Annotated in this window: 17 protein-coding genes; 2 read left to right on the top strand and 15 right to left on the bottom strand. The window is 44.1% G+C overall.

The window, feature by feature from the left end; genetic code table 11:
• Positions 1-390 precede the first annotated feature (390 nt).
• The 5 genes from secD to WMO25_RS00770 form a co-directional block, all read right to left on the bottom strand.
• Entirely contained in the window at positions 391-2,562 is a 2,172-nt protein-coding gene (gene secD, locus WMO25_RS00790) for a protein translocase subunit SecD (protein WP_349083372.1), read from the bottom strand.
• A 4-nt stretch (positions 2,563-2,566) separates the two neighbouring features.
• Positions 2,567-3,931 carry a thioether cross-link-forming SCIFF peptide maturase gene (gene scfB, locus WMO25_RS00785; RefSeq protein ID WP_117538945.1) on the bottom strand — a complete coding sequence of 455 codons (1,365 nt, stop codon included), beginning with the start codon at positions 3,929-3,931 and terminating at the stop codon, positions 2,567-2,569.
• Between the two features lie 178 nt (positions 3,932-4,109).
• Positions 4,110-4,253, bottom strand: coding sequence for a six-cysteine ranthipeptide SCIFF (gene scfA, locus WMO25_RS00780; protein ID WP_015514691.1), 144 nt, complete (start codon positions 4,251-4,253; stop codon positions 4,110-4,112).
• Positions 4,254-4,287: 34 nt separating this feature from the next.
• On the bottom strand, positions 4,288-4,461 hold the full coding sequence (locus tag WMO25_RS00775; protein ID WP_349083368.1) for a hypothetical protein: 174 nt from the start codon (positions 4,459-4,461) through the stop codon (positions 4,288-4,290).
• Positions 4,454-4,840 carry a TIGR04086 family membrane protein gene (locus WMO25_RS00770; RefSeq protein ID WP_349083367.1) on the bottom strand — a complete coding sequence of 129 codons (387 nt, stop codon included), beginning with the start codon at positions 4,838-4,840 and terminating at the stop codon, positions 4,454-4,456. The genes WMO25_RS00775 and WMO25_RS00770 overlap by 8 nt, the downstream gene beginning before the upstream one ends.
• 145 nt (positions 4,841-4,985) lie before the next feature.
• On the opposite strand from WMO25_RS00770, the gene WMO25_RS00765 reads away from it, so the two are divergent.
• Positions 4,986-5,819: a PHP domain-containing protein gene (locus WMO25_RS00765; RefSeq protein WP_117528169.1), complete on the top strand. Its 834-nt coding sequence runs from the start codon at positions 4,986-4,988 to the stop codon at positions 5,817-5,819.
• 20 nt (positions 5,820-5,839) lie between these two features.
• On the opposite strand, the gene WMO25_RS00760 is transcribed toward WMO25_RS00765, so the two are convergent.
• From WMO25_RS00760 to WMO25_RS00745, 4 genes are all read right to left on the bottom strand, one after another.
• The gene (locus tag WMO25_RS00760) at positions 5,840-6,622 is read right to left on the bottom strand and encodes an HAD-IIA family hydrolase (RefSeq protein ID WP_227081609.1); all 783 of its coding nucleotides are present in this window, start codon (positions 6,620-6,622) and stop codon (positions 5,840-5,842) included.
• Positions 6,623-6,816: 194 nt separating this feature from the next.
• Positions 6,817-7,134 (bottom strand): preprotein translocase subunit YajC, encoded by a 318-nt coding sequence (gene yajC, locus WMO25_RS00755; RefSeq protein ID WP_349083364.1) that lies wholly within the window; start codon positions 7,132-7,134, stop codon positions 6,817-6,819.
• Between the two features lie 13 nt (positions 7,135-7,147).
• Entirely contained in the window at positions 7,148-8,281 is a 1,134-nt protein-coding gene (gene tgt / locus WMO25_RS00750) for a tRNA guanosine(34) transglycosylase Tgt (RefSeq protein ID WP_015514696.1), read from the bottom strand.
• A 178-nt stretch (positions 8,282-8,459) separates the two neighbouring features.
• The gene (locus WMO25_RS00745) at positions 8,460-8,684 is read right to left on the bottom strand and encodes an HPr family phosphocarrier protein (protein ID WP_015514697.1); all 225 of its coding nucleotides are present in this window, start codon (positions 8,682-8,684) and stop codon (positions 8,460-8,462) included.
• 356 nt (positions 8,685-9,040) lie between these two features.
• Here WMO25_RS00745 and aroC point away from each other — a divergent pair, with 356 nt between their 5' ends.
• Positions 9,041-10,144, top strand: a complete 1,104-nt coding sequence (aroC, locus tag WMO25_RS00740) for a chorismate synthase (protein ID WP_349083362.1) — start codon at positions 9,041-9,043, stop codon at positions 10,142-10,144.
• 246 nt (positions 10,145-10,390) lie between these two features.
• Here aroC and WMO25_RS00735 read toward each other — a convergent pair whose 3' ends face one another.
• The 6 genes from WMO25_RS00735 to WMO25_RS00710 all read right to left on the bottom strand — a co-directional run bounded on the left by WMO25_RS00735 (position 10,391) and on the right by WMO25_RS00710 (position 15,066).
• Positions 10,391-10,606: a PspC domain-containing protein gene (locus tag WMO25_RS00735; protein ID WP_015514699.1), complete on the bottom strand. Its 216-nt coding sequence runs from the start codon at positions 10,604-10,606 to the stop codon at positions 10,391-10,393.
• A 41-nt stretch (positions 10,607-10,647) separates the two neighbouring features.
• Entirely contained in the window at positions 10,648-11,301 is a 654-nt protein-coding gene (locus tag WMO25_RS00730; protein WP_349083359.1) for an HAD family hydrolase, read from the bottom strand.
• Positions 11,298-12,578 carry a diaminopimelate decarboxylase gene (locus tag WMO25_RS00725; RefSeq protein WP_015514701.1) on the bottom strand — a complete coding sequence of 427 codons (1,281 nt, stop codon included), beginning with the start codon at positions 12,576-12,578 and terminating at the stop codon, positions 11,298-11,300. Before WMO25_RS00725 ends, WMO25_RS00730 begins: the two co-directional genes overlap by 4 nt.
• Before the next feature lie 6 nt (positions 12,579-12,584).
• Positions 12,585-13,292 carry a TrmB family transcriptional regulator gene (locus WMO25_RS00720; protein ID WP_349083356.1) on the bottom strand — a complete coding sequence of 236 codons (708 nt, stop codon included), beginning with the start codon at positions 13,290-13,292 and terminating at the stop codon, positions 12,585-12,587.
• A 170-nt stretch (positions 13,293-13,462) separates the two neighbouring features.
• A complete protein-coding gene (locus WMO25_RS00715; protein WP_015514703.1) occupies positions 13,463-14,488 on the bottom strand; it encodes a branched-chain amino acid aminotransferase in 1,026 nt (341 codons plus the stop codon).
• A gap of 56 nt (positions 14,489-14,544) precedes the next feature.
• Positions 14,545-15,066, bottom strand: coding sequence for a dihydrofolate reductase (locus WMO25_RS00710; RefSeq protein WP_117528155.1), 522 nt, complete (start codon positions 15,064-15,066; stop codon positions 14,545-14,547).
• Positions 15,067-15,077 lie beyond the last annotated feature (11 nt).

The raw sequence follows: 15,077 nt of genomic DNA, 5'->3' as shown, positions 1-15,077 counted from the left end.
TCAATCGCCAGTTTCCTCAAGCACCAAAATAAATATATTATATTAAGGCACCTTATTCCAAACTGTCTTTGTGAAAGGACTTTCTGAACTGCGGCTATCTTTTCTGCCTCTTCGATATACTTGAACTGCTGATTGGGCAATTCAGTTTTACTTGGTATCATGTATCAAATTGGCGCATTCAAAAGCAGGTGCTTCTGACACGGCCGGTACTTAGGTGCTGTCCTTCAGCACCTTATGTACCGCTGCCAGTGTCAGGCAGTGCGAACGTGCCTGCTTTGAATTGTCGATTTGATACATGATTCAAAAAGCAACGCATTGCCCAATCAGCAGTCAATAATCTAATCAGAAAAGACTGCCGCAGTGCAGCAGTCCTTTCATAAAGAAATATATTTATTTTTTCTTTCCTTTCATAACAGCCCAGATCGTACCTGAAATGAATACTGATGAAAATGTACCTGCAATGATACCGGCCATCATCGGCAATGCAAATTCTTTAATAGAAGTTACGCCCATGATGTAGATCAGTAATACCATGATCAATGTTGTCAGAGAAGTATTGATACTTCTGGACAATGTCTGGCTGATACTTGTGTTGACAATTTCTTCTGTTGTTGCCTTCACCATTGTATGTGAGTTTTCACGGATACGGTCATATACAACGATGGTTGCATTGATAGAGTAACCGACGATTGTCAGCATACAAGCAATAAATGTTGTACCTACAGGGATTCTTGCAATTGAGTAAACAGCAAGAACGACCAGTACATCATGGAGCAATGCGATGATCGCACCTGCACCAAACTTGATATCTCTGAATCGAACCCAGATATAGATCATGATAAAGATACCTGCGATAATGACGGAAAGGATCGCGTTTGTACGCATCTCACCGCTGATTGTACCGCTGATATTCTCTTCAGTGATATCAGACTGTTCAAGAGCGTACTTCTCCATTAAGGCGTCCTTAACAGCTGCACGGTGCTCAGGATCAAGAACAGGCGTCTTGATAACGATTTCAGGTGAACCGGATACATTCTGGAACTGAATATCAGTTGTACCTGCTTCACTTTCAAAGAGTTTTCTCAGATCATCTTCATCAGAGCCAGGGACTTCAAGATAATCCTTGAAATTGACAGTCATGGCTGTACCGCCTGTAAAGTCCAGACTGTAATTCAGCGCTTTATTGCCTGCAGAAGCATGAACACCCATGCTGACGAAACCTGCACAGATACAGATCACGGCGATCACATAAGTGATCTTCTTCATGCCGCAGAAGTTCTTAACCTTTGCTTCCTTCTGCTTACCATAGAATTTGGCATCTTTAAAACCAATACCATATAATGCCATCAGCACGAATCGTGTAATAACGAGGGCTGTAAACATAGAAAGCACAATACCAAGGGCCAGTGTAATGGCGAAACCTTTGATTGTACCTGTACCTTTGAGATACAGAACTGCTGCTGCAATTAATGTTGTGATATTACCATCGATAACGGCTGAAAGTGCCTTGCCGAAACCAATCTTAATGGCTTCACGCACATTCTTGCCTGCTGCGATTTCTTCTCTAATTCGCGTAAAGATAATGACATTGGCATCCACCGCCATACCGACGGAAAGGATGATACCGGCGATACCAGGCAGTGTCAGTGTCACATCCAGACCATTTAGGAAGCAGAGCATTGCTGCCACGTAAAGAAGCAGTGCAAGGGCTGCAGCCACACCAGGGATCCAATACACGACGATCATAAACAACATAACGATCACAAGACCGATGGCACCTGCCATCAAACTTGTCTTAACTGCTTCATCACCTAACTTGGCGCTGACAACTTTGGAACTGATTTCATTCAGCTGGAGCTTCAGAACACCGGCACGAATAGTTGTGGCCAGAGAATTCACATCATCATAAGTAAAATTGCCTTCGATGACACACTGACCATTTGTAATCGCCTGATTAACAGTAGGGGAACTGATAATCTTGCCGTCATAGATGATGTAGATCGGTTTGCCGATATTTCTTGCTGTTGCTTCTGCAAAAGCTTTGGCGCCATCATCTGTAAACATCAGAGAAACCACGTACTGTGTGTTGCCATAGCTGTCTTTCTGGGATGTAGCCTGAGCACTCTTGATGCCTTCGCCGCCCACAACTTCACAGTAACCATCTAATACTTCCTTGCCTGTTGCCGCATCGGACTTTGCTTCACAGAAACTGATAGAACCGGGGTTGCCCAGTTCAGAGAGAATCTTCTCTGCATCATAAACACCAGGAATATCAACGTTGACACGGTTTGTGCCTTCCTGATAAACTTCTGCTTCTGTACTCCATGCCTCTACTCTCTGCTGAAGCTTGTAAACGGTATCGTTCATATCTTCAGAGGATGGATTGTCTTCGTCTGCTTCGTAGGTGATGTTGACACCACCTGCAAGGTCAAGACCAAGCTTAATGTTTTTGGCTGTACCGATATGATCCTTGCCATATCCGTATGCAGATACATAACCGCAGGCTGCGATCATCAGAACAACCACGATCAGCACAAGCCAGCTTTTCTTCTTACTCTTCATGCCTTTATTCTCCTTCTTCATCTGCCGCAGCAGCTTTAATCATAATTGCGCATTCCACTCTCTTACGCATCAGTTCACATCCCACATCATACGCATCTGTGATCGAATGGTGAAAATTCCATGAGTTGGCAGCACAACCGCCGCTACAGTAGAATTTTGCGAAACAATTCGTGCATTTATCCTTGGCATAAATATTGCAAAGCTTGAATTCGTCGCGAATATCTGTCTTGACAACACCATCCCAGACATTACCCATCAGGAATTCATCCTGACCGACAAACTGGTGACATGGATATAAATCACCCCATGGTGTCACAGCAAGATATTCTGTACCCGAACCACATCCTGACAAACGTTTGGCAACGCATGGACCGCCTTCCAGATCGATCATAAAATGGAAGAAATTGAAATGTTTACCTGCACGGTCTCTCTTCACGATTTCCTTCGCCAGCAGATCATACTGCTCACAAAGTTCCGGAAGATCTTCCTCCTGGATTGCATATGGCTCAGATGCAGGTGCAACAACAGGCTCAACAGAAATCTGCTTAAATCCTTTATCCGCAAGGCTCAGCACGTCTGCCGCAAAATCTTTATTGAAATGCGTAAATGTACCTCTGACATAATAATTCGTCTGATGTCTGCTCTCGGCAAACTTCTCGAACTTCGGCATGATCAGATCATAGCTGCCGCTGCCGTTGCGGAACGGACGCATATTGTCATGGACTTCCTTACGTCCATCCACACTCAGAACAACATTCGCCATTTCTTTATTGCAGAATTCCATGATCTCATCATTCAGCAGGACACCATTCGTCGTCAGTGTGAATCTAAAGTTCTTGTCATGAATCTTCTCCTGCTCACGGCCATACTCAACGAGACGTTTAACCACATCCCAGTTCATCAAAGGCTCGCCGCCGAAGAAATCCACTTCCAGATTCCGCCTGTTGCCTGAATTGGCGATCAGGAAATCCAGTGCCTGCTTGCCGACTTCATAGCTCATGATAGCACGTCGGCCGTGATACTCGCCTTCTTCTGCAAAACAATAGCGACAGGCAAGATTACAGTCATGGGCGATATGCAGACATAACGCTTTGACAACTGTCTTTCTCTTCTTAAAATCAATAATATAATCTTTATAAATATCTTCTGTAAAAAGACTTTCTTCTTTAATTAAAGTCTCAATCTCTTCAAATGCTTCTTCCATATCTTCCTTTGGATACTTGGACGCAAGCATATCCATGATCTCGGACTTCTCATGGCCTTCATATAACTCAATAATATCATAAACAACATCGTCAACCACATGAATGGCACCGCTGTTGATATCCATGACTATATTGTAACCATTACTCTTATACTGGTGAATCACTTACATTCTCCTAACTCTCTTATTCTACTTTATAACTTTGCAGCTGCTTGGAATCAGCTGTCATAAATTCCTGACCCCGAATAGTCAAAACATTCCTTCAACATGAACAAGCAGCGATTTAGAAAACCCTAAACCGCTGCTCATAATATTGGCTGAATCAATCAGCAATCAGGTCTGATTATTTGTTGTTCTCGCAGCTCTGATTACCTACTGTACAGGAAGTCTTGCATGCAGACTGACATGAAGTCTGGCACTCGCCGCATCCGCCTTTGACCATGCTCTGTTTCATAGATCTGGTGTTCAATGATTTGATACGTTTCATTATGTACTCCTCCTTCAATTATGAACTTGAAATATTATAACATACTCATTTGCATTTTTAAAGCTCTTTTTAAAAAGATACGTGCATTATATGAAATAATTTCTATTTTTTTACTAAATCCAACCCATTCTCTGTGTAAAACAACGATTTTTCTTTCTGCATTCCAACTAAAAAAATGCCGAACCTTTTTCAAAAGCCGCTTATCCAAGCATTCCTCCCAACATCCCGCTGCCAAGGCAAAGCAACACAAAAGGCAGACAGAACTGCCACCCGGCGGCAGCCATACATCCGGATACCACTGAAATCAGGCAGAGTATGACATAATATATAGCTCCCAGCGCCAGCCCCCACAGAAAGCGTCTGTATCCGATCCGATGACCGGCATAAATACCGCCGATCAAAACCGCCAATACAACCACCACGTACACCGAAACACGGATTCTGTTCTGACCCTCACCCACTGCATAGAAAATCAATGACGCCAGCACCATGCCCACGGCCGAAATCATCACACTGATCAGCCATGCAGCTGCCATCACACGCACAATCCCCAGCCCACCGGACACCGCACCCAACTTCTTATCCATTCCAAAATCATTCCTCAGTACAACATGATCCATAAAATATATGCCCCATATCCACCAAAAAGACATCTGGCTTTTTATCCATAAATGTCTTACAATAGAACAGACATCATAAATATATCTCTATATCAACTTGAAAGGAGAACTTATGGATAGAATCGATTTGCACACTCACTCTACGGCTTCTGACGGCAGTATGACGCCTTCAGAGCTTGTTCACCATGCCGCGTCATGCGGTCTGCGTGCAGTTGCTTTAACGGACCACGATACCACTGTGGGGCTTACCGAGGCTCAACAGGCAGCCAATGAAATCGGCATTGAACTTGTTCACGGCGTTGAACTGGCTACCTGGCTGGACAAGACCGAATTTCACATTGTCGGCCTTGATATTAATGAAAATAATCCGCATTTCCAAACCGCCATGGCACGCATGCAGCAGATCCGGGAAGACCGCAACAATCAGATGGTTGCCCGTATGCAGGCTGCCGGTGTGGATATCACCCTTGAGAAACTTCACGCCAAAGAAGGCATCGGTGTTTTGACCCGTGCCAACTTTGCCGGTTATCTATTGTCTGTTGGTTTTGTCAAAAGCATCAAAGAAGCCTTTGACCGATACCTTGGTGACGGGAAGCCATTTTATATTCCCCGCACCAAAACTTCTCCGAAAGAAGCCATCGAACTCATCAAACAGGCTGACGGAATCCCTGTTCTCGCCCATCCGATGCTCTATAAGCTCGGCAAAAACACCCTTGAGAAATATGTCAAAATGATGACCGACTGGGGACTGGAAGCCATGGAAGTCTACTACTCCACCAATACCCCTTCCGACGACCTTTATCTCAGCCATCTGGCTAACCATTATCACCTCAAGTATTCCGGCGGTTCAGATTTTCACGGTACTTATAAACCGCATATCCAGATTGGTACCGGCAAAGGCCGTCTCGTCGTTCCTTATGATATTCTTGAAAAGCTGAGAGCCTGACCCAATACATCTGCAGCTGTTTAGTCGCCTAAAGCAGCAATGTCGCCAATGCCGTTGCATACCAATCTCGGTCTATACGGAAATTCCTCGATCATCCCCGGTGCTGTTACCCCTGACAGTACCAACACCGTATCCAGACCGGATTCGATACCCGCAACAATATCTGTATCCATACGATCTCCGATGATGGCTGCATCCTCTGAATGCACTCCAAGGATCCTGAGTCCCGTACGCATCATCAGGGCATTCGGTTTGCCCACATAATAAGCCTGTTTGCCTGTTGCCAGTTCAATCGGTGCCATTAATGCTCTGCAGGCCGGAACAATGCCGCCTTCCACAGGACCGGTCAGATCATAATTTGTACCGATCAGGCGGGCACCGTCATTGACAAATTTTGTTGCTTTAACAATATGATCATAGCAATAATTATCCGCTTCACCGATGATCACATAATCCGGATGAATCTCATTAACTGTAATGCCGGCATCATACAGGGCATTCTGAAGCCCATGTTCCCCCACCGCATAAGCGGTTGCCTCCGGCGTCTGCGTTGATATAAATGCAGCGGTTGCCAGCGCACTTGTATAAAAATGGCTTTGATCCACATCAAGTCCCATCCACTCCAGCTTCTTCTGAAGTTCCTTTGGTGTATAACGGCTGGAATTTGTCAGAAAAAGAAATTCCTTTTCCTCACGATACAGCCATTCTACAAACTCCTTCGCTCCCGGGAGTAGACGATTGCCATGATAGATCACACCATCCATATCAATAATAAAACCTTTTTTTGCTCTTAACTGTTCCATTTGAACCTCCTTCTCACCGGCCCATTCTCTGCCGGCCGCTCAATTTTTTATCAATTATCTCCGTTCTTATTATAAACTATATAAGGTACCTTACTATCAGTTTTTAATAAATTTTATGTAAAATATAACTAAAAAAGGTGTGAAAACCGATTTATGATCTCCACACCTTTGTCCAATCGTTTGTAATGATTCAATTATTCTTCGTCATTAGCCTTCTCAACGCTGACAATCGCTTCTTTCTGCATTGGGATACGGCAATGTCTGTCACTGCCGAACTCAACGATAACAACATCTTCCGCGATGTCGATAACAACACCATAGAAACCGCTTGTTGTCAGAATACTGTCACCAACTGCAAGATTTGCGATCATTGCATCAATTGTCTTCTGACGTTTCTTCTGAGGACGTACAGAAAGGAAATACATTAAAACTGCAAAAACTGCAATATAAGCGATCAAAACAAAAATACCGCTTGTGCCTGCGCCTGTTAAAACTACTGGTGAAAAATTCATTAGATGTTCCTCCTTAATCTTCTTTACTTAAAAAGCCTTCCAATTTAGACTTCTTAAATTCGCTGTATCTGTGTTCCCTGATAGCAAGACGAATCTCTTCCATCAGATGATTATAAAAATACAGATTATGCAATACACACAAACGCATACCCAACATTTCCTTTGCCTTAAGCAGATGGCGGATATAAGCTCTTGTGTAATTGCGACAAGCCGGACACTGACATCCCTCTTCAATCGGTCTGTCATCCAGTTCGAACTTCGCATTAAAAAGATTCAGCTTGCCATGGTTGGTATAAACATGTCCATGACGTCCGTTTCTTGACGGATAAACACAGTCAAAGAAATCAATACCTCTGTCCACACCTTCCAGAATGTTGGCCGGTGTTCCTACCCCCATCAGGTAGGTCGGCTTATTCTGAGGCAGTTCAGGAACAACCTCATCCAGAATGCGATACATTTCTTCATGTGTCTCGCCAACTGCAAGGCCGCCGATTGCATAACCGTCCAGATCCATATCACGGATCGTGCGAGCATGGTTCACACGGATATCTGCATAAGTTCCGCCCTGATTAATACCAAAAAGCAGCTGATGCGGATTCACTGTTCCCTCTGCATCATTCAGCTCCTGCATCTTCTTCTTGCATCGCTCCAACCATCGGGTTGTACGGTTAACTGAGTTGATCATATACTCTCTTGTAGCTGGATACGGCGCACACTCATCAAACGCCATGGCTATGGTTGAACCAAGGTTCGATTGAATCTGCATACTCTCCTCCGGCCCCATAAAAATCTTATGACCATCAATATGTGACTGGAAATAAACGCCCTCTTCCTTGATCTTGCGGAGTCCTTTCAGAGAGAATACCTGAAAGCCGCCGGAATCCGTAAGAATCGGTCTGTCCCAGTTCATAAACTTGTGCAGGCCGCCAAGCTGTTTCACAATCTGGTCTCCCGGACGAACATGAAGATGATAGGTATTGGATAATTCCACCTGTGTACCGATCTCCTTCAGATCCGTTGTCGCTACCGCGCCTTTGATAGCTGCGATCGTACCGACATTCATAAAAACAGGTGTCTCAATGACACCATGTACGGTTTCCATATGTGCGCTCTTTGCTCTGCCGTCTGTTGCAACGATTTGATACATACACTCACCTGTTATCCTAATTATAATAGAACAATCAACATACATTCGCATATTGATAAAAAAGCGTTATATCTAGTATAACTGTAAATGATTTATTTATCAACAAAAAAATGCATAAAACAGAAAAAAACTGCCGCCCCAGGCAGCAGTTTCTTTTCAAACATCTACGCTTCGATAATTATGCCGCATATTTTGCCAGAACTGTATTGAATCCGGCGTTTTCTCCGCTGTAGCAGACTCTGAGCTTGCTTCTCAGATCCAGACTGAGAATACCAAGCAGGGATTTGGCATCCAATGCAATTCTGTTAAAATAGACATCAATATCAAAATCACATTCAGAAGCAGCTTTCACAAATTCTTTTGCTGCTTCCACATTATTTAATACAATATTCTTCTCGTTCATTTAAGCGACCTCCTTGGATTGGAATATTTTTATCATACATCAACCTGAATGTCAAATTTCCAATTTGCATTTCACTCGAAAGCTTTTGTCTATTATGTATTATTAATGTCTGATTTCAACGACAATTCATAGCATAATTTCCATTACTTTGTGAACATTTTGTGGAAACGTTTCCAGTCATTTCGCATGCTAGGCAAAATCATCCATAACTTCTCGTTTAATTTTCATAAAATTTCGGTCAACTTTTTTGCTTTACCTTGCGAATTCCAATGTTTTCTATTATAATGAATGCCATACGACTTCAGTATCCATGCGTTTTCTTTCATTATGTATGCAATCAGGAGGTTTAAATATACATGGCTGGATCAACATTTGGTAATCAATTCAAAATCACAACATGGGGCGAATCTCACGGCAAAGCTGTGGGTGTTGTTATTGACGGCTGCCCCGCCGGGCTTGCACTCACTGAGTCCGATATTCAATATTACCTGAATCTGCGCAAACCCGGACAATCTCGTTATACAACACCACGAAAGGAAGAGGATGCCGTTGAGATCATGTCAGGAATTTTTGAAGGCAGAACAACAGGCACACCTATCTCTCTCATTGTTTACAACAAAAATGCACGTTCTTCCGACTATTCGGATATTGCCCGATACTATCGTCCCGGACATGCAGACTACACCTTTGATGCCAAGTACGGTTTCAGAGATTACCGCGGCGGCGGACGTTCATCGGCCCGTGAGACCATCGGCCGTGTCGCAGCCGGTGCTGTTGCCATGAAGCTGCTTGAAGCATGCGGTGTCAAAATCTGTGCTTACTCAAAGGCCATCGGACCTGTCTCCATCAATCCGGCACATTTCAATGCAGAAGATATTTTCAATAATCCTGTTTATATGCCGGATATGCAGGCTGCCGCAGAGGCTGAAGCATTTATCGCAGCACAGATGGAGAAGCAGGACTCCTGCGGCGGTATCATCGAATGCCGCATTCAGGGAATGCCTGCCGGTATCGGCGATCCTGTTTTTGAGAAGCTGAATGCGAACCTGGCCAAAGCCATCTGTTCCATCGGTGCTGTCAAAGGCTTTGAAATCGGAGACGGATTTTCAGCTGCCAGGTCTCAGGGTTCTGTCAACAATGATGCATTTACTACCGATACAGCCGGTCATATCACCAAGGCCACCAATCACGCCGGCGGCATTCTGGGCGGCATGAGCGATAGTTCCGAAATCATTTTCCGGGCTGCCATCAAACCGACGCCTTCCATTTCCCGGACACAACATACCGTTACCCGTGAGGGGGAACCGATCGATATACAGATCAAAGGCCGTCACGACCCGATCATTGTTCCAAGGGCTGTTGTTGTTGTCCAGTCCATGGCCGCTCTGGTTCTTATCGACGCACTGATGCAGAATATGACTGCCCGGGTAGACTATCTGAGGGATTTCTATAAGAATTGATTTTTTTAGTTAGATTTTCCCGACTGCATCTTGATGAATAACACAATACCTGCATTGCGAAACTTCAAAGTCTAAAAAAAGATGAACCAATTAGCAGCTTCAAAAACAGGTGCTTCGATCATGGCCGGTCCTTAGGCGGCATTTGTTGCCGCCTTATGTACCGCTGCCAATGATCGGCAATGCAAATGTGCCTGTTTTGAAACTGCTAATTGGTTCATCTCGTTTTAACCTGGAAAGTTTCGCCCGTTATTCTGAATCAATAATATCATCATCCTCAGGAATAATCACCGCTGCAATGATGTACAGAATAACGCCAGAGCCGCCGGCCAGTGACAGTGCCGCCCATATCAGACGGATGATCGTCGGGTCAATACCGATCAGTTCACCAATACCACCGCAAACACCTGTCAGCAGCTTATTTGTTCTGGACTTTACTAATCTAACCTTTTTCATATCTTTCATTGTATTTACCTCACTCAATACCAACATCAAAGGAATTCATTTTATCTGGAGGCTGCTAAATAAGGAATCACATCCGTCAGTGTCTCCGCCTTACCATACAATATCCTGGAAAGCTTTTCATCCGGCTGTGACAGATCCGGCACCATGATCGGCAGACATCCGGCCCGATAAGCCGCCATCAGCCCATTCGGTGAATCTTCCAGTGCAATGCAGGCCTCCGGCTTCTCACCGATACACTTGCAGGCATACTGATACACATCCGGCATCGGCTTGCCATGAGGTACCATCGCCGTGCTGATGATCTGATCAAAATAATCCAACAGCCCTACCTCATCCAGATAAGTCATCGCCTTCGTCTCACCACTGGCCGTCGCCACTGCTGTTTTGAAGTAATGACTCTTCAGATAAGTCAGTAATTCATCAGCACCCGGCTTTTTCTCTACCGGATGCTTTTCCATATAAACAGCCATCAACTCCTTGCGCCTGTTCCGCACAGCATGATAATCAAAATCCTGTCCAAAGACTTCTTTCATCATCGGCTCTGCAAATTCCGGCGCCATGCTTCTAAGCATCAGACTGTGTTCCATCTTCCAATCATAACCGGCCTCACGCCCGGCTTCCATCCAAAAATGGCAATATATCTTCTCTGTATCAAGAAGGATGCCATCCATGTCAAAAATGACGGCTCTTATCATTCATTACCATCCTTAAACCGATCAAATAATCCTGTATAATCAAAGGTTGCAAAGTAATCCATCGGTGTCTCGGCTCTTCTGATCAATTCTGTGGAACCGTCTTCCTTCAGCAACACTTCTGCGGAACGAAGCTTGCCGTTGTAGTTATAACCCATTGAAAAGCCATGAGCACCTGTATCATGGATAATAATATAATCACCCATATCAATCTTCGGCAGCATTCTGTTGACCGCAAACTTATCACTATTCTCACAGAGACCGCCGGTAACATCATACATATGGTCACAAGGCTCGTTCTCCTTGCCTGCCACTGTAATATGGTGGTATGCACCGTAGATAGCCGGACGCATCAGGTTCGCTGCACATGCATCCAGACCGATATACTCTTTAAAAATATGTTTCTCATGGATGGCTGTTGCGATCAGATGTCCATAAGGTGCCAGCATAAAACGTCCCATCTCTGTAAAGATAGCCACATCACCCATACCTGCAGGAACAAGAATCTCATCGTAAACCTTGTGAACACCCTCACCGATGACTTCGATATCATTCGGCGTTTCATCCGGTGAATACGCAACGCCTACACCACCTGATAAGTTAATGAACTTGATATCTGCACCTGTCTCTTCATGCAGCTCAACAGCGGTCTTGAAAAGGATCTTGGCCAATGCCGGATAATAATCATTTGTCTTGGTATTGCTGGCCAGGAATGCATGAATACCAAAATGCTTCACGCCTTTGGATTTCAGATACTTGAAGCCCTCTGTCAGCTGTTCACGGGTAAAGCCGTATTTTGCCTCCCCTGGTACATCCATGATAGCTGTGCTGATCTTGAAATCACCACCTGTATTGAAACGACAGCATACTGTCTCAGGAAATTCGCCCACATTCTCTTCGAAATATTTCAAATGGGTGATATCATCAAAATTAATAATGACACCCATATCCTTGGCATAGGCATATTCATTGGCCGGTGTTACATTAGATGAGAACATGACGTCATGTCCGGTAAAACCGCAGGCCTTCGCCATCATCAGTTCAACCTTAGTTGCACAGTCAAGACCGCAGCCCTCTTCCTTCATGATCTGCAGAATCGCTGGGTTTGGTGTCGCCTTAACAGCAAAATATTCCTTGAAGCCTTTATTCCATGAAAACGCTTTATATACCTTTCTTGCATTCTCTCTGATTCCCTTCTCATCATAAAGGTGAAAAGGTGTAGGATATTTCTTCACAATTTCGTCTAACTGTTCTTTTGTCACAAAAGGTACTTTCTTCATTGTCTATTACTTCCTTTCTTCTGCTGCCCCCAGCTCAATGAGCTGAATCTGGCGGCTTAATGACTGTTTAAACAAATCAATCAGATTCTTCTTGCCTGAATACAGGCAGGAACAACTATCACTTTCTGACAGATCTCCCGTCAAAACATGGGTCGAATCAGATATCAGTCCAATCTGCCCGGCCTCTATATGACTGCTGTGATAAATAATGGCCTCATCCAGTTCAAATCCCGGCTCAGTGATCAATACAACCTTGATCTGCCGTCCGACAAGCTCTTCCAGCTTCTCTCTGAACAATTCAAGCATCGCCGCAGTCCCTGTCATGTAGATTCTGTACTGTGCCTGGTCAAGCATACGGGCTGCCCGCTGACAGATATTCTGGAAACCGCTGATAGTGATATAAGCATCATCTTCTCTCTGTCTTCTCGGCTGTTCTTCTACAAGCCGCACAGACAAAAGTTTCAAATAGTCCAGCTTACTGCCGCAAAATTCCTCCGGATCCACCGGTACATAATGTGTCGGCGTTCCCTCGGCCACATGAGCAGCCCCCTTATCAACCAGTGCCGCCAATGCCGTGTATGCATTTGATCTGGATACGCCGGATACCTTGGCTGCCTCATAGCCGGTCATCATGCCTTCTGACAGCAGTGCATAATAAATGGCAGCTTCCTGCCTTGTGAGACCAAACTGCATCAGATCTTCAATATAAGACATCTTACTATCACCTGGTATTCCTTTCTAGGAACACTATAATACACCTGTACCCAAAAGTCAATAGCCGGGGGTTTTTCTCCATGGCAAATTATATCAATTAAAAAAGAAAAAGACTGCCGTATGCCACCGAAATGAAATACAGCAATCTTTTATCTTATGCGTTCAATGAATTACATAATCTCGTGGATCCAGCCTTCAGGTGCTTCGATCTTACCATACTGAATACCTGTTAATGTATCATATAACTTCTGGGTAATAGGTCCCATCTTCTCCATACCGCTTGGGAAGCAGATCTCCTTACCATGGTCGACAACCTTGCCGACAGGGGAGATAACAGCTGCAGTACCGCAAAGACCGCATTCTGCAAAATCCTTTAACTCGTCCAGTCTGACTTTTCTTGTTGTAACTTTAAGGCCAAGATAATGTTCTGCAACATAAACAAGTGAACGTCTTGTGATTGAAGGAAGAATGGAATCAGAAAGAGGTGTTACGACTTCATTATCCTTTGTAACAAACAGGAAGTTGGCACCGCCTGTTTCCTCTACATATGTTCTTGTACCCGGATCAAGGAAAAGATTCTCGTCAAATCCATTAGCATGAGCGGTTACATTGGCATGCAGGCTCATTGCATAATTCAGGCCGGCTTTGATATGGCCTGTACCCTTAGGAGCAGCACGGTCGAAATCACTGACACAGATTGTAATTGGCTTAGCGCCTTCATGGAAGTAAGGACCTACAGGTGTCGCAAACAATCTGAACTGGTATTCCTCAGCCGGCTTAACACCAATAACAGGGCTTGATGCATACATGTATGGTCTTAAGTAAAGTGTTGCACCGCTGCCATAAGGTGGTACCCATGCTTCATTAGCCTTGACAACCTTCTCAACAGCCTCAATAAATCTTTCCTTCGGGAAAGGCGGCATCTCCATACGCTCTGCAGAATGATACATACGATCAGCATTCAGATCAGAACGGAATGTAACGATTCTTCCGTCTGCTGTCTCATATGCCTTCAGACCTTCGAATACTTCCTGACAATACTGCATAATACCCGCGCATTCATTCAGAACAATATTCGGAGAATCTGACATATATCCTTCCTGCCATTTACCATCTTTATAATCAGCTACATATCTATAATCTGTTGTATGATATGCAAAACCGATATGCTTCCAGTCAAGGTTTTTCTTTTCCATTAGAAATTCCTCCATTCGTAAATAAAATATCCCTCAACGAACCAATTATAGACTTATTATTTCAATAAATCAACAATTTCTTTTAATTTTGTCTTGCGAACGTACATTTTGAAGCAATATTCCAAGTCAAAGTACGTTCTTTCCTCGCTGTCGGCCGCTACAACCCAGTCTTTGTCCTCATCCAGATTCGGAAACCAGGTGTCCGCCTGATACGTGTAATCCATGCATGTCACATGGGCCACATCGCAATACGGCAGCAGCTGACGGTAAATACTCTCCCCACCAATGACATAAATATCGTTGCTGTCATATTTCTTCAATTCTTCCAATGCTTCCTCAATACTGTGCACAATAATGGCATCTTTGGCCTTGTAAGTATGATCTCCTGTTATAACAATATTCGTTCTGTTCTTCAAAGGCAGCCCATTCGGAAAACTCTCCAGTGTCTTGCGTCCCATCACAACAACCTTGCCCGTCGTTGTCTCTCTGAAATACTTCATATCTTCCGGAATACTGTTCAAAAGCTTATTCTGATAACCAATGCCCCAGTTCTTATCTACTGCAACAATCAAATTCATTCTATTTCCTC

Source organism: Coprococcus intestinihominis (assembly GCF_040096555.1).
Taxonomy (GTDB): Bacteria; Bacillota; Clostridia; order Lachnospirales; family Lachnospiraceae; genus Coprococcus_A; species Coprococcus_A intestinihominis.
The sequence above is the reverse complement of the archived record's forward strand: the minus strand, read 5'-3'. Positions and strand labels throughout refer to the sequence as shown.

What these genes read in the sequence shown, in the direction of transcription:
- tgt (WP_015514696.1), bottom strand. Translation starts at nt 8,281, where the DNA reads ATGTATCAAATCGTTGCAACAGACGGCAGAGCAAAGAGCGCACATATG.
- WMO25_RS00710 (WP_117528155.1), bottom strand. Translation starts at nt 15,066, where the DNA reads ATGAATTTGATTGTTGCAGTAGATAAGAACTGGGGCATTGGTTATCAG.
- WMO25_RS00730 (WP_349083359.1), bottom strand. Translation starts at nt 11,301, where the DNA reads ATGATAAGAGCCGTCATTTTTGACATGGATGGCATCCTTCTTGATACA.
- WMO25_RS00770 (WP_349083367.1), bottom strand. Translation starts at nt 4,840, where the DNA reads ATGGATAAGAAGTTGGGTGCGGTGTCCGGTGGGCTGGGGATTGTGCGT.
- WMO25_RS00735 (WP_015514699.1), bottom strand. Translation starts at nt 10,606, where the DNA reads ATGAAAGATATGAAAAAGGTTAGATTAGTAAAGTCCAGAACAAATAAG.
- aroC (WP_349083362.1), top strand. Translation starts at nt 9,041, where the DNA reads ATGGCTGGATCAACATTTGGTAATCAATTCAAAATCACAACATGGGGC.
- WMO25_RS00720 (WP_349083356.1), bottom strand. Translation starts at nt 13,292, where the DNA reads ATGTCTTATATTGAAGATCTGATGCAGTTTGGTCTCACAAGGCAGGAA.
- secD (WP_349083372.1), bottom strand. Translation starts at nt 2,562, where the DNA reads ATGAAGAGTAAGAAGAAAAGCTGGCTTGTGCTGATCGTGGTTGTTCTG.
- WMO25_RS00715 (WP_015514703.1), bottom strand. Translation starts at nt 14,488, where the DNA reads ATGGAAAAGAAAAACCTTGACTGGAAGCATATCGGTTTTGCATATCAT.
- WMO25_RS00725 (WP_015514701.1), bottom strand. Translation starts at nt 12,578, where the DNA reads ATGAAGAAAGTACCTTTTGTGACAAAAGAACAGTTAGACGAAATTGTG.
- yajC (WP_349083364.1), bottom strand. Translation starts at nt 7,134, where the DNA reads ATGAATTTTTCACCAGTAGTTTTAACAGGCGCAGGCACAAGCGGTATT.
- WMO25_RS00745 (WP_015514697.1), bottom strand. Translation starts at nt 8,684, where the DNA reads ATGAACGAGAAGAATATTGTATTAAATAATGTGGAAGCAGCAAAAGAA.
- WMO25_RS00765 (WP_117528169.1), top strand. Translation starts at nt 4,986, where the DNA reads ATGGATAGAATCGATTTGCACACTCACTCTACGGCTTCTGACGGCAGT.
- scfA (WP_015514691.1), bottom strand. Translation starts at nt 4,253, where the DNA reads ATGAAACGTATCAAATCATTGAACACCAGATCTATGAAACAGAGCATG.
- WMO25_RS00760 (WP_227081609.1), bottom strand. Translation starts at nt 6,622, where the DNA reads ATGGAACAGTTAAGAGCAAAAAAAGGTTTTATTATTGATATGGATGGT.